This is a genomic window from Rahnella sp. PAMC25617, from assembly GCF_050606005.1.
Lineage (GTDB): Bacteria > Pseudomonadota > Gammaproteobacteria > Enterobacterales > Enterobacteriaceae > Rahnella > Rahnella variigena.
In genome coordinates this window covers 115,027-131,255 of sequence record NZ_JBOCUM010000017.1, presented here as the reverse complement: position 1 = coordinate 131,255, position 16,229 = coordinate 115,027, and the positions used below count along the sequence as shown (strand labels likewise).

The window sequence follows — 16,229 nt, the reverse complement described above, 5'->3', positions numbered from 1 at the left end:
ATGAAACGAAAAGCAAAAGGCGTCCTGGAATGGACGCCTTTTTTATGATGACGTTATTTAAAGCCTTTTTCGCGTTTGATCAGGTCATACGCAGCCTGAATCGCCTGCGCTTTTTCCTTGGCCATTTCCATCATTTCAGGTGGCAAACCTTTCGCCACCAGTTTGTCAGGATGATGCTCGCCCATCAGTTTGCGGTAGGCACGCTTGATTGTCGTCGCGTCATCGGTGGCATTCACGCCCAGCACTTTACAGGCATCCGCCAGCGTCGGGCCTTGCTGCGTCTGGTGATAACCGCCGCCATAGGAACGTCCGCCCTGCTGATGGCCGCCAAACTGCTGGCCGCCTTCCATCATGCGCAGGAACTGATCGAACTGCATCCGTGAAATACCCAGTTCTTCAGCAATCACATACAGCACTTCGCGTTCGTTAGGATGCAATGAACCGTCGGCGTAGGCCGCCTGGATCTGGATTTCCAGAAAAGTCCGTATCAGGTCAAAACGACCAAAACACGCACTGCGCAGTTCACGCATTTTTTCCCGCAAAGGATAATTGGCTTCTTTGCCATCGCGGAAGGCGCGTTGCGCGGCTTCACGTTGCTCGCCATGCAGTTGCATACGTTCCATGTAAAGACTGGCGATCTGAATATCTGCTTCGGTAACTCTGCCTTTTGATTTAGTCAGATTCCCCATCACCTCAAAGGTGGTGCGGAAAAAGATGGTTTGACGTGTCTGCTGATCGGCAAAATATCCCCGGCGTTTCGCGGAACGCGCGGTATCAAACATATGCCCTATCACCAGCCCTGCAACAATTCCCCAGAAGCCTAAACCTGACCATAAGCCAAGGATAAGTCCGAGCAGTTTTCCCCAATACTGCATATACTCCTCAATTCGCCATGCCGTCGCTTAAAAATTGCTTTATCATAACCGGCATTTATCGTTGTGCCTAACGGCGGCAACGTAACAGGTGGGATTTAACACTAGCGCAACCATGATGAGTGAGATAGTCTCTGACCGTTTGCCGGCATGATGCCTCTGATGACGGAACACCATTTTACGTATGAAAAACAGACGTCTGAAAACACGCTTACCGACAATGCTGGCCGCCACAATCTGGTCAGTATTGTACAGTCACGGCGCAATGGCCGATCTCGCAGAACAATGTATGCTCGGCGTTCCGACCTATGACAAACCTTTGGTGCAGGGTGATCCTAACTCACTGCCTGTCACTATTAATGCCGATAAGGCGACAGGCAATTATCCCGACAGCGCGTTGTTTAGCGGCAACGTTAACGTTGTTCAGGGAAACAGCACACTGGACGCTGATCAGGTTCAGCTCAATCAAATCGCGAATCCTAATCAGCCAACGCCGACCCGAACCGCTACAGCGACCGGCAACGTGCGTTATAACGATAATCAAATCAAGCTGAAAGGCCCGAAAGGCTTTGCAAACCTGACCACGAAAGACACTGATGTTCAGGATGGTGATTATCAGATGGTTGGCCGTCAGGGTCGTGGCCAGGCTGATAAGATGAAGCAGCGTGACAATAACCGCTACACCATCATGGATAACGGCACGTTCACCACTTGTCTGCCCGGTGATAACAGCTGGAGCGTCGTCGGTTCAGAAGTGATTCAGGACCGTCAGGAAGAAGTCGCTGAGATCTGGAACGCACGTTTCCATATCGGCCCGGTTCCGGTGTTCTACAGCCCTTATATGCAGTTACCGATTGGCGATAAGCGCCGTTCCGGTTTCCTTATTCCTAACGCCAAATACAGCACCAACAATGGTTTCGGCCTGACAGTTCCTTATTACTGGAACATTGCGCCAAACTACGACGCCACGATCACGCCAAATTACATGAGCGATCGTGGTCTGCAGCTGCAGAACGAATTCCGTTACCTTACCGTCGCCGGTGCGGGTCTGATGGAGTTCGATTATCTTGGCAATGATAAGAAGATCGACGATCAGTTCCTGAAGGACGAAGGCCGTACCAGTGATAACACCACCAAACGCTGGATGTACTACTGGCGTCATTCAGGTGTTTACGATCAGGTGTGGCGTTTCAACGTCGATTACACCAAAGTCAGTGACCCTTACTACTTCACCGATTTCGATTCGAAATACGGCTCCAGTACCGATGGCTATTCCACGCAGAAATTCAGTGTAGGGTATGCGAATCAGAACTGGGACGTCACGCTGGCGAGTAAACAGTTCCAGGTCTTCAGTGATTACGGTAACCAGAATGCTTACCGTGCCCAGCCACAGCTGGACATTAACTACTATAAAAACGATGTAGGTCCGTTCGACCTGCACCTGTACGGTCAGGCGGTGAAATTCACCAGCGTGAACCCGGATAACCCGGAAGCGATACGTACGCACTTCGAACCTACGTTAAGCCTGCCGCTCAGTAATGGCTGGGGCAGTCTGGATAACGAAATCAAGCTGATGGCTACCCACTATCAGCAGGATATTCCAGATGCCTATTATGATGCGAACCCGGACACCAAACTGCGTTCATCCGTGAACCGCGTTATGCCTGAATTTAAAACCGACGGCAAAATGGTGTTTGACCGCACGATGGACTGGAACAGTGATTACACCCAGACCCTCGAGCCGCGAGTGCAGTACCTGTACATTCCGTATCGTAACCAGAGTTCGATCAATACCTATGACTCCACGTTGTTGCAGTCCGACTACACCGGTCTGTTCCGCGATAAAAGTTACAGTGGCCTTGACCGCATCGCTTCTGCCAATCAGGTGGCGAGTGGTTTAACTACCCGTATTTACGATGAAAATCTGGAAGAGCGTTTTAACGCCTCTGCCGGACAGATTTATTACTTCCAGCCACCGCGTACTGGCGATCAGAACAGCGTGCTGGATAAAAATGATGATACCGGCAGCCTGGTGTGGGCAGGTGACACTTATTACAAAATCAATAACTTCTGGGGCGTTCGCGGCGGTGTGCAATATGACACCCGTCTTGATGCACTGGCGCTGGGCGATGCAGTGCTTGAGTATCGTGCTGACTCAGAGAAAATGATTCAGTTGAGCTACCGTTATGCCAGCCCGGAATATATTCAGGCGACATTACCTCAGGTCACCAACCCGGGGTATCAGGACGGTATTTCTCAGGTCGGCGGTATCGCCAGCTGGCCGATTGCCGACCGCTGGTCCATCGTCGGTGCGTATTATTACGATACCAAAGCACAGCAAAGCGCCGATCAGTTAATCGGCCTGCAATACAATACCTGCTGCTGGGCAATCAATGTCGGTTACGAACGTAAGATCACCAACTACGACACGACCAAGTCCGAAAGTAAGTATGACAATAAGATTGGTTTCAATATTGAACTTAGAGGCCTGGGTAACAATCAAACCCTCGGAACAAAAGAAATGTTGGCCACCGGCATACTGCCATATCAGCGAGCTTTCTAAGCCCGACGACGCTCTTGATTTCCTGTCTGCATGTCATTTCGTGCAGACAGGGCTGATTTAGTGAAGACACTACAAACTCAGTGAACTTGAAACCCGCGCTTGCGGATTAGACAAATGGAAAAAGTATGAAGAACTGGAGAACACTTCTCCTCGGCGTGACGCTTTGTGCCAGCACTGCGTTTGCTGCCCCTCAGGAAGTTGATAAAGTTGCTGCCGTCGTGAACAACGGCGTCGTATTGCAAAGTGACGTAGATGGTTTGTTTAATTCCGTTAAACAGCAGGCACAGCAGGCTAAACAACAGCTGCCGGATGACGCAACGTTACGTCACCAGATCCTCGATCGTCTGATCATGGATCAGATCCAGTTGCAGATGGCGACCCGCATGGGGATCACGCCTACCGATCAGGATGTCGATAAAGCCATCGCCGGTATTGCCCAGCAGAACAACATTTCCGTTGATCAGCTTCGCAGCCGTCTGGCGTATGACGGCCTGAACTACAGCACCTACCGTGCCCAGATCCGCAAAGAAATGATCATCACCGAAGTGCGTAACAGCGAAGTACGTCGTCGCGTTACGATCCTGCCTCAGGAAGTGGATCAGCTGGCTAAACAGGTCGCTGCGCAAAATGGCAGCGGTGCTGAATTCAACCTCAGCCACATCCTGTTGCCATTACCGGAAAACCCGACGCAGGATCAGGTTGATTCTGCAGAACAGCTGGCGAAGAAAATCGTCTCTGATCTGAACAATGGTGCGGATTTCGGCAAACTGGCGATCACCTACTCTGCTGACTCCCAGGCGCTGAAAGGCGGCAACATGGGCTGGGGCAAATTGCAGGAACTGCCTTCCCTGTTTGCACAGGCGTTGAGCACCGCGCAGAAAGGTCAGGTTATCGGTCCGATTCGTTCAGGTGTTGGCTTCCATATCCTGAAAGTGAACGATATCCGTGGCGATAACAAAACCGTTTCCGTCACCGAAGTACACGCCCGCCACATCCTGCTGAAACCTTCAGTGGTGATGACCGATGCGCAGGCGCGTGCAAAACTGGAACAAGTGGCTGCGGATATTAAGAGTGGCAAAGCGACCTTCGCTGATGAAGCTAAACAGCTTTCTCAGGATCCGGGCTCTGCCAATCAGGGCGGCGATTTAGGTTGGGCTTCACCTGACATGTACGATCCGGCGTTCCGTGATGCCCTGATGAACCTGAAAAAAGGTGAAATGAGCGCACCGGTTCACTCCTCGTTCGGCTGGCATTTGATCCAACTGATCGACACCCGTCAGGTCGATAAAACAGATGCAGCACAGAAAGAACGTGCTTACCGCATGCTGTTCAACCGCAAATTTGCGGAAGAAGCTCAGACGTGGATGCAGGAACAACGTGCTGAAGCGTATGTGAAAATTATGGATGGTAATGGAAAATAATACTTCCGTGACAAAATCTGTGGTCATCACCCCCGGCGAGCCAGCCGGGGTTGGGCCGGATCTGGTACTCGCTCTGGCTCAGCAGGCATGGCCTGTTGAGTTAGTGGCATGTGCCGATCCGGCCTTACTGCTTGAACGTGCTGAGAAACTGGGTCTGAGTATTCAGTTGCGTGATTATCAGCAAGGCCGTCCGCCTGAGCCTCAGGCGGCAGGCACACTGACCGTTTTACCCGTTAACCTCGCCGCGCCTGTGGCAGCCGGAAAACTGGATGTTGCTAATGCGCCTTACGTGGTAGAAACGCTGGCGCGTGCCTGCGACGGTGCTATCAGCGGCGAATTTTCCGCACTGATCACCGGTCCGGTTCAGAAAAGCATTATCAACGATGCCGGTATCCCCTTCATCGGTCATACCGAATTCTTCGCCGACCGCAGCCATTGCAACCGTGTTGTGATGATGCTGGCGACTGAAGAATTGCGCGTTGCGCTGGCGACTACGCACTTGCCTTTGCTGGCGGTGCCAGGAGCCATTACCCGTGAATGCCTGCATGAAGTCATCACCATTTTGCATCATGATCTGAAAACCAAATTTGGTATTACCGCGCCGAAAATTTATGTGTGTGGTCTGAATCCACATGCCGGCGAAGGTGGCCACATGGGGCACGAAGAGATCGACATTATCATTCCTGCACTGGACGAACTGCGCCAGCAAGGGATGGATCTCATCGGCCCGCTGCCCGCTGATACGTTATTCCAGCCTAAATATCTGCAACATGCCGATGCTGTTTTATCGATGTATCACGATCAGGGCCTTCCGGTGCTAAAATATCAGGGATTCGGTCGCGCAGTGAATATCACGCTTGGCCTGCCTTTTATCCGGACTTCCGTTGATCACGGTACCGCCCTTGAACTCGCCGCCACCGGCACCGCCGATGCGGGCAGTTTCAAGACAGCAATAAATCTCGCCATTCACATGGCAAATAACAGCAACGATAAATAACAACAATGAATAGTAGAGTCCACCAAGGTCACTTTGCCCGTAAACGTTTTGGGCAAAACTTCTTAACCGATCAGTTTGTTATCGATAGCATCGTGTCGGCCATTCACCCTATGCCGGGTGAAGCTGTCGTTGAAATCGGTCCGGGTCTGGCAGCATTAACTGAGCCTGTCGCTTCACGTCTGGACAGCATGACGGTGATCGAACTCGACCGTGATCTGGCGACGCGTCTGGAAAATAACCCTAAGTTTCAGGGCAAATTGCGGGTCATCCAGTCTGACGCAATGAAAATCAATTTCGGCGAGCTGTCTGAAGAACTCGGTCAGCCACTGCGCGTCTTTGGTAACCTGCCGTACAACATTTCTACGCCACTGATGTTTCATTTGTTCACCTATACCAACGCCATCAAAGACATGCATTTTATGTTGCAGAAGGAAGTGGTAAACCGTCTGGTTGCAGGTCCGAACAGCAAAGCGTATGGTCGTTTAACGGTGATGGCGCAATATTATTGCAACGTGATCCCGGTTCTGGAAGTTCCACCAGAATCCTTCACACCGGCGCCGAAAGTGGAATCCGCTGTGGTGCGTTTAGTGCCGCATGAAGTGATCCCGTATCCGGTCCCGGATATTCGCATTCTGAGCCGTCTGACTACCGATGCGTTCAACCAGCGTCGTAAAACAATACGCAACAGCCTCGGCCATCTGTTCACACCAGAACAAATGACCGAGCTGGGCTTAGATCTCAGCATGCGTGCTGAAAATATTTCTGTAGAGCAATTCTGTAAACTGGCTAACTGGTTGTCCACACGACCTAAAACCCCGGAACCTCAGGAGTAGCGTTATGCTTAATTCGCCCCGCGTTTGTGTTCAGGTGCAAAGTATCTACGTTGAGTCACAGTCGATACCGGAAGAAGAACGTTTTGTCTTCGCTTACACCATCACCATCCGCAACCTGGGGCGTTTTAATGTCCAACTGCTTCGCCGTTACTGGCTGATTACCAACAGTAATGGCCGCCAGACAGAAGTTCAGGGCGAAGGGGTCATCGGTGAACAACCGCTGATCCTGCCTGGCAATGAATTTCACTACACCAGCGGCGCGATTTTAGAAACGCCGCTGGGCACGATGGAAGGCCATTATGAAATGGTCGCACAAGACGGTGAAGCCTTCCGTGTGCCTGTTCCGGTCTTCCGCCTCGCCATCCCTACGCTGATAAATTAATCCTTATGTCGACATATCTTATTGGTGATGTTCACGGCTGCATCGATGAACTCAAGGCGCTATTGGCGCAGGTGGATTTTGATCCGCAAAATGATGTCCTGTGGCTGACCGGTGATCTGGTTGCCCGCGGTCCGTCCTCTCTCGACGTGCTGCGTTTTGTCAGCGGTTTGGGCGATTCGGTTCGCATGGTACTCGGTAACCATGATCTGCATCTGCTGGCGGTTTACGCCGGTATCAGCTTTAACAAACCGAAAGATCGCATCACGCCTCTGCTTGAAGCCGAAGATGCTGATGAGCTGATCAACTGGCTGCGACGTCAGCCGGTATTGCAGGTAGACGATGAGCTGAAGCTGGTCATGGCACACGCCGGGATCACGCCGCAGTGGGATCTCGAAACGGCGCAGATGTGCGCCCGTGAAGTGGAATCCGTGCTGAGCAGCGACACCTATCCGCTATTTCTGGATGCGATGTATGGCGATATGCCAAACAACTGGCACCCGGAGCTTTCGGGCCTGGCACGCCTGCGTTTCAGTACCAACGCATTTACCCGTATGCGCTATTGTTTCCCAAACGGTCAGCTGGACATGATTTGCAAAGATGTGCCGGAAAGCGCGCCAAAACCGCTCAAACCCTGGTTTGATATTCCGGGTCCTGTCCGGGAAGCGGGTTACAGCATTGCGTTTGGTCACTGGGCGTCTCTGGAAGGAAAAGGCGCGCCGGAAGGTATTTACGCACTCGATACCGGGTGTTGCTGGGGCGGAGATCTGACGATGCTACGTTGGGAAGATAAAACCTACTTCACGCAGCCGTCCAACCGCCACAGCGAAAAAGAGCAGTCTGAGATCCCAAAAGTGATTTAATAAACCGCAGACATTCAGACAGCAAAAAGGCACCTTCAAAAGGTGCCTTTTTCATTTCAGACTGATCAGGTATCAGGCGCGGCGGTCGAGAATTTCGAAGCAATAACCGTGAGAGTTCTGCTCATCCGCATCATGGAATTCGCTGAAGGTGCTTTCCCAGTCATCCGGCTCGTAATCAGGGAAATGCGTGTCGCCTTCCACTTCTGCATCGATGTGAGTCAGGTATAAACGGTTAGCTTTTGGCAGCAACTGTTCGTAAACGCGGCCTCCGCCCATCACCATGACTTCTTCCACATCACCGGCCGCCGCCAGTGCAGCGTCAAGGGACGTTACCCAGGTCACGCCTTCATGTTCGCCAGGTTTAGAGCTGATGACGATATTCAGCCTGCCAGGCAATGGGTGTCCGATTGACTCAAACGTCTTGCGTCCCATGATGACAGGTTTGTTCAGCGTATTACGCTTAAACCAGGCCAGATCACCGGGTAAATGCCAAGGCATAGCGTTTTCCATGCCAATAACGCGATCGGTCGCCAGTGCGGCGATCAGGCTAATAATCATTGTGAAGCCCTGTGTAGAGAAGGAATTGGAGCGTGACCCGAAAAAAGAGCTGACACTATACGGAAAGCCCTATCAGCCGTCGATAGGAAGACCTGCGCTTTACAAAGATATAAGAGAGCTTTACCCCTGCCGGGATATTCCCCGTCAAACGTGCCATCTCAGCCCCTGAAGTGTGGTCAAAAGCCGGAAGCTTTCGCCGTAATTCAGTCGAAAATGCTGAACCGTTGATCTGCATTTCGTCCTGTATATTCGTGCTGTACAACAACCCTTACACACCGGGGCGTTTACGGTACAGCCACAATCCCGGTAATGATAATCCGATAGATAAAGCCCCGACGATAAAACTGGCTTTTAGAAAATTGGTAAGCGCCGTCGACAGCAATACCTCGCTGTAGCCAAGGTGCGAAATCTCCACCACGGAAATCATCGCCGTGTAGGCTGATATACCGGGGAACATCGGTATAACGGCGGCAACGGTGAAAACTTTAGGATGCGCCAGCAACCAGCGTGACCAGCGAATGCCCATAATGCCAATCAGTATAGCTGCCAGCAGGGACGCCCACTCAATGTTGATCCCGCCATGAATAAGTAACATCCGGGTGCCGTGGCCGAGCCCGCCAAGCAGTGCGCAATAGGGTAATGCCCGGCGTGGGACATTAAACACCATCGCAAAGCCCAGGGCAGGCACCGCAGCAAAAATCATGTCCTCGATCAGCGCCCATAAAAGACTCATGACCACCCCCGCAAATCCCACAGCGCCATGGCCATGACCACACCGATACAGGTTGCCAGCGTCAGCAGACTTGCCATCGTCCAGCGTGCCAGCCCGGTATTCACATGCCCCTTGAACATATCCGCCACAGCGTTAATCAGCGGAAAACCCGGCACCAGCAATAACACGCTGGCGGCCATGGCGACGTTTGACGACTGATCAAAAATGCCCAGCCGCAACAACAGGCCTGAAATGGACGTCGCCACAAATGCAGTGCAGCAAAAGTTGATCAGCGGATTCATGTGCTGTGCAGTCAGACTTTGGCGAACGGCCATAGCGACGCCACTGGCTAAAAAAGTGACGGTGAACGCATCCCATCCGCCGCCGTTAAGTTTGCTGAAACACCCGCAGGAGAGCGCCACCATCAGCACCATCAGCCAGCGCGGATAGCGCAGCGGTTTGATTTTTTGCAGACGTTTTGCCACCAGCGCGCTGTCGAGCAGTTTATGCTCAGCCAGGATCACCGTATGCTGGACTTCGGTCACCACCTGCATGTTGATCCCGCGATCGACATTCTTACGCGTTGAGGTCAGGCAGTAACCGCCGCTGAGCGTGCTGAGCACAATGGCATTGGCGGAGATTGAGCTTTCCACCCGGTCCATGCCCAGCGCGACACCGAGTCTTGCCGACAGCTGTTCGACCAGCATACTTTCCGCGCCATGCTGCAACAGCATCAGGGCACATTCGATGCATAACCGGGTAATTTCACGCTGATGATGCGCCTCGGGGCTTTCACGCACCGGGTGTTCTATGACCGGATCCTGCATACCATTCACCGTCCGCAAAAAAGCAATAAGAGTGATTTAACTTACTGAGGATTGGCGTATCATGCCGCCTTCTTTTGCTCTGAACATTGACGACGGTTATTTTCATGCTTGAAACCACCCTTTTTGTTGCCAGTATTGCCTTCCTCGGCATGCTTTCGCCCGGCCCTGATTTCTTTCTGGTGATCAAAAATGCGGCCCGCTATCCGCGCATTGCTGCACTCATGACGTCGCTGGGTGTGATTTGTGGCGTGATTACGCACATGTCTTACTGTGTGGCGGGTCTGGCGGTGGTGATCACCACTACGCCGTGGTTATTCAATTTGCTGAAATACGTCGGCGCCGCATATCTGATCTGGGTGGGTATTCAGGCGTTATTCTCCCGCAGCAACAGCAAAATGAACCTCGACGGGCTCGAGCCGCAGCAAGTGAAATTACGCACGGCGTTCGTGCAGGGTTATCTGTGTAATCTGCTGAATCCTAAAGCGACGCTGTTCTTCCTGGCGATGTTTACTCAGGTTTTGCAGATCAACTCCACCGTCGGTGAAAAGCTGTGGTACGCCTCGATAATCGTGGGTTTGTCTGCTATCTGGTGGCCGTCACTGGCCTTGCTGATCCAGAGCCCGCCGGTACGTCGCGGTCTGGCAAAAGCACAAAAAATTATCGATAAGCTGTTGGGTGGCGTGCTGATTGGTTTAGGTATCAAAGTCGCACTGAGCTGATTTGTACTGAATCAGTAAAGAAAAAAAACCGGTGCATCAGGCACCGGTTTTCAGTTTTGAATCTGTTTACCCCTTCGCTTCAATCACCTCATTCTCCGGGGCTTTCCCGTCAATACTGCCGCGCCAGCCCTGTTGCTGACCGGAGGCCAGACGCTCCTGATCCTGTTCAATCGCTGCCGTCAGCATATCTTTCGCACGCTGCATACTGGCGATGCGGAATTCGGTATCTTCGTAATTCTCGATAGTCGCTTCCAGCATTTTCAGGTTATAGCGGCGGAACAAATCGGCTTTCTCGCGGGCTTCATAGGCATCCAGCCCCAGCGCTTCCAGCACATCACGACCGACGCGCAGTGAACCTTCAAACAGTTCACGCTCCGGCGCTTCCACACCTAACTGGCGCAGCTGATACCAGTGATCAACGTCACGCGCACGGGCAATCACTTTCAGGTTCGGGAAATGCTCTTTCGCCAGCGCGGTCAGCTGAAGGTTGGCCTCCACATCATCAATGGCGTTAATCAGGACTTTAGCCTGCGCCGCGCCTGCCGACTCCAGCAAATCCACGCGCGTGGCATCGCCGTAAAATACTTTGGTACCAAATTTGCGCAGCGTTTCAATATGGTCAGGATCGTGGTCAAGAACCACGGTATGAACGTTATTGGCCAGTAACAGACGACCGGCAATCTGACCAAAACGACCGAACCCTGCGATAATGACCTGCGCATTTTCTTCATCGATGGTGTCTTGCGGACGGTCATCTTTTGGCGCATTGCGTTCAAGACGCGCCGACAATACCAGCAGTAATGGCGTCACCGCCATGGAAAGTGCAACGGCCAGCGTCAGCGCCTTTGACCATTCCACCGGCAACACACCAGCCATCTGCGCCGTACTGAAAATCACGAATGCGAATTCACTGCCCTGCCCGATTAAGATGGCAAACAGGCCGCGCTGCTTTTTCGGCACACCCAGCCACGGCGCAATCAGCCACAGCAAAGCGGCTTTCAGCGCCATAAATCCAACCAGCAATGTGGCGATCAGCAACGGCTGATGGACCAGCGTGCCGAAGTCGATAGACATCCCGACGCCGATAAAAAACAGGCCGAGCAACAGGCCTTTGAACGGCTGAATATCGCTTTCCAGCGCGTGACGGTATTCAGAACTCGCCAGCAATACACCTGCCAGAAACGCGCCCATCGCCATCGACATCCCGGCCATTTCCAGCAAAATGCCGAAACCGAAGACCAGAAACAGCGCAACGGCACTGAACACTTCACGCATGCCGGAACGTGCCACGAAGTGCAGTAATGGCCGCGTGACATAGCGTCCGAGCAGAATAACCAGCACCAGCGCACCGGCCACTTTTGCCGCGGACAAACCAAAACTCATCAGCGTGGTAGCTTCGCCGGTACTTGCCAGTAACGGGATCATCGCCACCAGCGGGATCGCCGCGATATCCTGAAACAGCAATACCGCAAACGCGCTGCGCCCGATTGGTGAAGCGGTCAGGCTGCGCTCACTCATCGCCTGCATGGCAATGGCCGTTGAGGACAGCGCCAGCGTCAGGCCAATCAGCAGGGCAATTTTCCAGTCCAGCCCGAGGAAGTAACAGAACGCGCTGAGCACCACGCCGCAGCCGACCATCTGAATACTGCCGCCGCCGAATACCGAGGCACGCATGGTCCATAACCGTTTGGGATCCAGCTCCAGACCGATGACAAACAGCATCAGCACCACGCCGATTTCCGCAAAGGTCAGAATTGACTCCGCATCTGACACCAGCTTCAGCCCCCACGGACCGATAATGCAGCCGGCGATCAGATAACCGAGCACGGAACCCAGCCCCAGGCGTACCGCAATCGGCACAAACAGCGCCGCCGAGCCGAGATAAATCAGGCCTTCGATCATCAGGTTATGGTTATCCAAGACTCACCTCCGGCGGACAGCCTTCTTTCAGACTCAGACAAGCCGTTAAACGCCGGCGATATTCTTCGCCCGCCGCCTTCAGCGCCACTTCGTCACAAATAAAGGTGTTGTGGACGGCAAAATACGGCAGCCAGTGCATGCCGCAATAAATGGCTGTCGCCTGTAACGGCTGCGCCAGCACGTCGAAATCAGGGTGATCACCCAGTTCGAAATGATGCTCGTTGCCACCGGTCGTCACCGCCCACAGGCAATGTTTTCCGTTCAGCGCATTGCCTTCATGACCGTAGGCCCAGCCGTGCTCAAGCACTTTGTCGATCCACAGTTTCATCAGCGGCGGCAGGCTGTACCATTGGATGGGATGCTGAAAAACCACCAAATCCGCGCGTTCAACCGCTTTCTGTTCAGCGGCGATGTCGATATTAAAATCGGGATAGAGGTCGTAAAGCGAGCGCACTTCAACATTGGGCAAATCACTGACGGCTGACAGCAACCCCTGATTGGCTCTTGAATGGCGCGGATAAGGATGGGCGTAAATTATTAAAATCATCAGTGAACTCATATCGACAAAATATACATTCATCATAAAGTATTTTTAACATTTATTAACTGCCGTAAATACGATGAAAAACAGGGCCCTCAGGCCCTGTTGCTTTAGATGAAAGGATTTACGGACAACTGACTGCCCCGAGATCCAGCCAGTTGTCACCTGCAACCGGCGTCACACCCTGTGTCCAGACTTTCGCTTTCCAGTTATGGCCGCCGTAAGTGGCCATTTCACCCTGAAGATAGGTGGCCGCATTGTCGTAAGGCAAAGTGATATTGCTGACGAGTTGCCACTGATCGCTGCTGCGTAATGGCGGATTGTTTTGAGTCCAATATTTCGCCTTCCATATCAGCTGGTTGTAGCTTACAGCATCACCGGTATTATAGATTTTACTGCTGTCCCAGGCTGGCACTTGTGCCGCTGCAGGATCCGTTGTCACGCCACATCCGCCCGAGGTCGCCGGGTTTACTGTCAGCTGTAAGCTGGCCGTGCCGGATGATTTTCCGTCGCTGACCACAACACTGACCTGATAAACCGTGCTGGTGGTGACCGCCGGAGCGGTAACGTTGATGGCGCTGGTAGTCAGTGAGCTGGCGCTCAGACCGGCGGGCAACGTCCACTGATAGGTTAGCGGATCGCTGTTAGCATCCGTCGCCTGTGCCACCAGCGCGAAGGTATTACCTGCCGTCACGGTCATGGTCGCAGGCAACGTCACCACCGGCGGCTGGTTCGCCTGAACCGCCGAGTTTGTCACCTGAACCTGCGCGGTAGTGCTCAGCCCTTGCGGGTCGGTCACCTTGAGCTGGAATACCCACACCTGATCTTGTGTGGTAGTCAGTACGTTAAACTGCGCTTTGGCTTTGTCTGCATTGGTCAGCGTCACTGCCGGGCCGGAGATTTTGGTCCACAGATACGTCAGCGCACTATTTTCCGGGTCACGGGAGGCAGAACCATCAAGTACCACGGTCACCGGACCGGTCACGTTCTGATTCGTTCCCGCACTGGCCAGCGGCGCAAGATTTGTAGTGCCGCCGCCGCTGCCATCCCCTAACCCTTCATGCATGGCATTCAAAATATCGCCGTTATCTGCGTCGATTTCCCATGCGAACAGGCCGCCAAGCTGATTAGCCAGAACGTATTTACCTTTGGCAATCACTGAACGGTTGTCATCGTAAGTGATCAAATCACCGGTGGAAGGCTTCCACAAATACGGGGCTTCAGCCGCCGGATCATAGTTGTACTGCCAGTCACTGCTGGCTTTAAGCTTCGCCACCTGACGGTAATCGAGAATGCCATTCTCCCAGGTCCCTGCGGTCGGGCCCGTCGCGGTGCCGGTGAAAGGATCGTTATTCTGGAAATTCTTCACCCCTGTCCAGCCGCGCCCGTACATAGCGGCACCCACCACGATTTTGCCCGGCGTCACGCCCTGTGACAGTAATGCCTGCACGCCATGATCGGTGGTGTAATCGGTATCGGGCTTCGAGGCGGAACCGTATAAGGCGGTTTGATGACCCAGCGTCGTCAGTGAGAAAGCCCCATAGAAGTCGTAGCTCATCAGGAATATGTGATCCATATATTGCTGCACGGCGCTGTAATCCACGTTATCAATTTTGTCCCTGCCTGCACTGATCGCCGAACTCAGTTCGTAGGTTTTTCCTGTCTGGGCTGACAATTCATTAAGCATCGCCCGCAGATCTTTCATCAGCTGCACATAGGTATCACCATCCGCCGTGCTGCCCAGCGCCGGGTTTTCACCGCCACCGCCCGGAAATTCCCAGTCAATATCCACACCGTCAAAGAACTTCCAGGTTTGCAGGAATTCTTTTACCGAGGCCACGAAGACGTCCCGCTTCGCCTTATCCTTCATGAAATAGAACGGGTCTGACAACGTCCAGCCACCGATGGAAGGGACAATTTTCAGGTTTGGATAGGCTTTTTTCAGCGCCATCAGCTGACCAAAATTACCTTTATAAGGTGCTGAATATTCACTGACGCCTTGCTGAGGCATCTGCACCGCAGCCCAGGGATCGTGTATCGCAACTTTAAAATCCTGACGCCCCGCACAGGCGCGTTGCAAGGCCTGAAAACTGCCCTCAATGCTTTTTAAACTGTCGTTAATCCCGTCCCCGCCGCAAATCGGCGTGAAGCCGTACAAGATATGTGTCAGGTTCTGCGCAGGGATTTTATCCACGGAGAATCCGCGACCATACACGCCCCACTCAACAAAATATGCGCCAACGACCTTGCCAGACTTGTTGTTATAAGGCTGGTTATTTTCCTTCAGCGTGCTGGTTAACGGTAGCAGATGACTGCCGTCGGTATCTGCCACCACAATTTGTTTGGCGTCACTGGTGGTACAACCTTCGCTGTTACATAACGCGACCTGTAACTGATAACGCCCGCCTTTACTGACAGCAAAAGTGGCGCTCCCCGTCGCCCCGGACGGACCGCTCCATACCTGCGCACCGTTCAGTAACACTTTGGCCGTCTGGCCCGCGTCGCCCGTCCATAAATTCCAGGTTACGGTGACATCTGCCGCATTCTTCACTGTGACCAGCTGGTTATAGGCGGTGGCTGACTGGTTAATATCAATAATAGAAAACGTCGTCTCATCCGCGCCGAGACTTGGCTTTCCGGGAAGTGCAGCCTGTGAGACCGGCGCAAGAACCGCGCCGATAAGCAAAGCCAGAAGGCTGACAGGAGTTTTGTTCATGTGAAATTCCTCATTTTTGACTGGAAGCACTGCAAGAAGGGTTAATTCTCGATGTGAACTAACCAAGGCTTCGAGTATAAAATCAGACACAAACACATAACAATAATTAAACATTAAAACAGCATGATACTCATCACATTAACTTAAAATATCGATCTAAAAGAATAAGTTATAGCAAAAATTGCTTTCATATGAAGACACCAATACATAAAAAACATAGCTTTAACGTTAAACATATTTAATGATTATGTTTAACATTTTAGCCGAGCAGATATAAAAAAAGCCCGCACCTTTCGGGAGCGGGCGTC

The 16,229-nt window shown here is 52.6% G+C and carries 14 protein-coding genes; 7 read left to right on the top strand and 7 right to left on the bottom strand.

Features of this window, described 5'->3' with window-relative positions; translation table 11 throughout:
* Positions 1 to 53 precede the first annotated feature (53 nt).
* Positions 54 to 875 (bottom strand): co-chaperone DjlA, encoded by an 822-nt coding sequence (gene djlA, locus ACM615_RS19765; protein WP_112286975.1) that lies wholly within the window; start codon positions 873 to 875, stop codon positions 54 to 56.
* Positions 876 to 1,056: 181 nt separating this feature from the next.
* Here djlA and lptD point away from each other — a divergent pair, with 181 nt between their 5' ends.
* From lptD to apaH, 6 genes are all read left to right on the top strand, one after another.
* A complete protein-coding gene (gene lptD / locus ACM615_RS19760) occupies positions 1,057 to 3,435 on the top strand; it encodes an LPS assembly protein LptD (RefSeq protein ID WP_113876329.1) in 2,379 nt (792 codons plus the stop codon).
* Between the two features lie 125 nt (positions 3,436 to 3,560).
* Entirely contained in the window at positions 3,561 to 4,856 is a 1,296-nt protein-coding gene (gene surA / locus ACM615_RS19755) for a peptidylprolyl isomerase SurA (RefSeq protein ID WP_113876328.1), read from the top strand.
* Positions 4,846 to 5,853, top strand: coding sequence for a 4-hydroxythreonine-4-phosphate dehydrogenase PdxA (pdxA, locus tag ACM615_RS19750; RefSeq protein ID WP_431012377.1), 1,008 nt, complete (start codon positions 4,846 to 4,848; stop codon positions 5,851 to 5,853). The genes surA and pdxA overlap by 11 nt, the downstream gene beginning before the upstream one ends.
* A gap of 5 nt (positions 5,854 to 5,858) precedes the next feature.
* Positions 5,859 to 6,686: a 16S rRNA (adenine(1518)-N(6)/adenine(1519)-N(6))-dimethyltransferase RsmA gene (gene rsmA / locus ACM615_RS19745; RefSeq protein WP_113876327.1), complete on the top strand. Its 828-nt coding sequence runs from the start codon at positions 5,859 to 5,861 to the stop codon at positions 6,684 to 6,686.
* Positions 6,687 to 6,690: 4 nt separating this feature from the next.
* Positions 6,691 to 7,068, top strand: a complete 378-nt coding sequence (apaG, locus tag ACM615_RS19740) for a Co2+/Mg2+ efflux protein ApaG (protein ID WP_112286979.1) — start codon at positions 6,691 to 6,693, stop codon at positions 7,066 to 7,068.
* A gap of 5 nt (positions 7,069 to 7,073) precedes the next feature.
* Positions 7,074 to 7,928 carry a bis(5'-nucleosyl)-tetraphosphatase (symmetrical) ApaH gene (gene apaH / locus ACM615_RS19735; protein ID WP_132966663.1) on the top strand — a complete coding sequence of 285 codons (855 nt, stop codon included), beginning with the start codon at positions 7,074 to 7,076 and terminating at the stop codon, positions 7,926 to 7,928.
* A 72-nt stretch (positions 7,929 to 8,000) separates the two neighbouring features.
* Here apaH and folA read toward each other — a convergent pair whose 3' ends face one another.
* The 3 genes from folA to ACM615_RS19720 form a co-directional block, all read right to left on the bottom strand.
* A complete protein-coding gene (folA, locus tag ACM615_RS19730) occupies positions 8,001 to 8,486 on the bottom strand; it encodes a type 3 dihydrofolate reductase (protein ID WP_431012376.1) in 486 nt (161 codons plus the stop codon).
* A gap of 268 nt (positions 8,487 to 8,754) precedes the next feature.
* Positions 8,755 to 9,219, bottom strand: coding sequence for a threonine/serine exporter (locus tag ACM615_RS19725; protein WP_165929049.1), 465 nt, complete (start codon positions 9,217 to 9,219; stop codon positions 8,755 to 8,757).
* Positions 9,216 to 10,025 carry a threonine/serine ThrE exporter family protein gene (locus tag ACM615_RS19720; RefSeq protein WP_113876325.1) on the bottom strand — a complete coding sequence of 270 codons (810 nt, stop codon included), beginning with the start codon at positions 10,023 to 10,025 and terminating at the stop codon, positions 9,216 to 9,218. Before ACM615_RS19720 ends, ACM615_RS19725 begins: the two co-directional genes overlap by 4 nt.
* Before the next feature lie 104 nt (positions 10,026 to 10,129).
* On the opposite strand from ACM615_RS19720, the gene ACM615_RS19715 reads away from it, so the two are divergent.
* Entirely contained in the window at positions 10,130 to 10,744 is a 615-nt protein-coding gene (locus tag ACM615_RS19715) for a LysE family translocator (protein WP_113876324.1), read from the top strand.
* Between the two features lie 66 nt (positions 10,745 to 10,810).
* On the opposite strand, the gene kefC is transcribed toward ACM615_RS19715, so the two are convergent.
* From kefC to ACM615_RS19700, 3 genes are all read right to left on the bottom strand, one after another.
* Positions 10,811 to 12,664, bottom strand: a complete 1,854-nt coding sequence (kefC, locus tag ACM615_RS19710; protein ID WP_112286984.1) for a glutathione-regulated potassium-efflux system protein KefC — start codon at positions 12,662 to 12,664, stop codon at positions 10,811 to 10,813.
* Positions 12,657 to 13,211: a glutathione-regulated potassium-efflux system oxidoreductase KefF gene (gene kefF / locus ACM615_RS19705; RefSeq protein WP_037033576.1), complete on the bottom strand. Its 555-nt coding sequence runs from the start codon at positions 13,209 to 13,211 to the stop codon at positions 12,657 to 12,659. Before kefF ends, kefC begins: the two co-directional genes overlap by 8 nt.
* A gap of 118 nt (positions 13,212 to 13,329) precedes the next feature.
* Complete coding sequence (locus ACM615_RS19700) at positions 13,330 to 15,921, bottom strand: glycosyl hydrolase family 18 protein (RefSeq protein WP_431012375.1); 2,592 nt, start codon at positions 15,919 to 15,921, stop codon at positions 13,330 to 13,332.
* Positions 15,922 to 16,229: the final 308 nt, after the last annotated feature.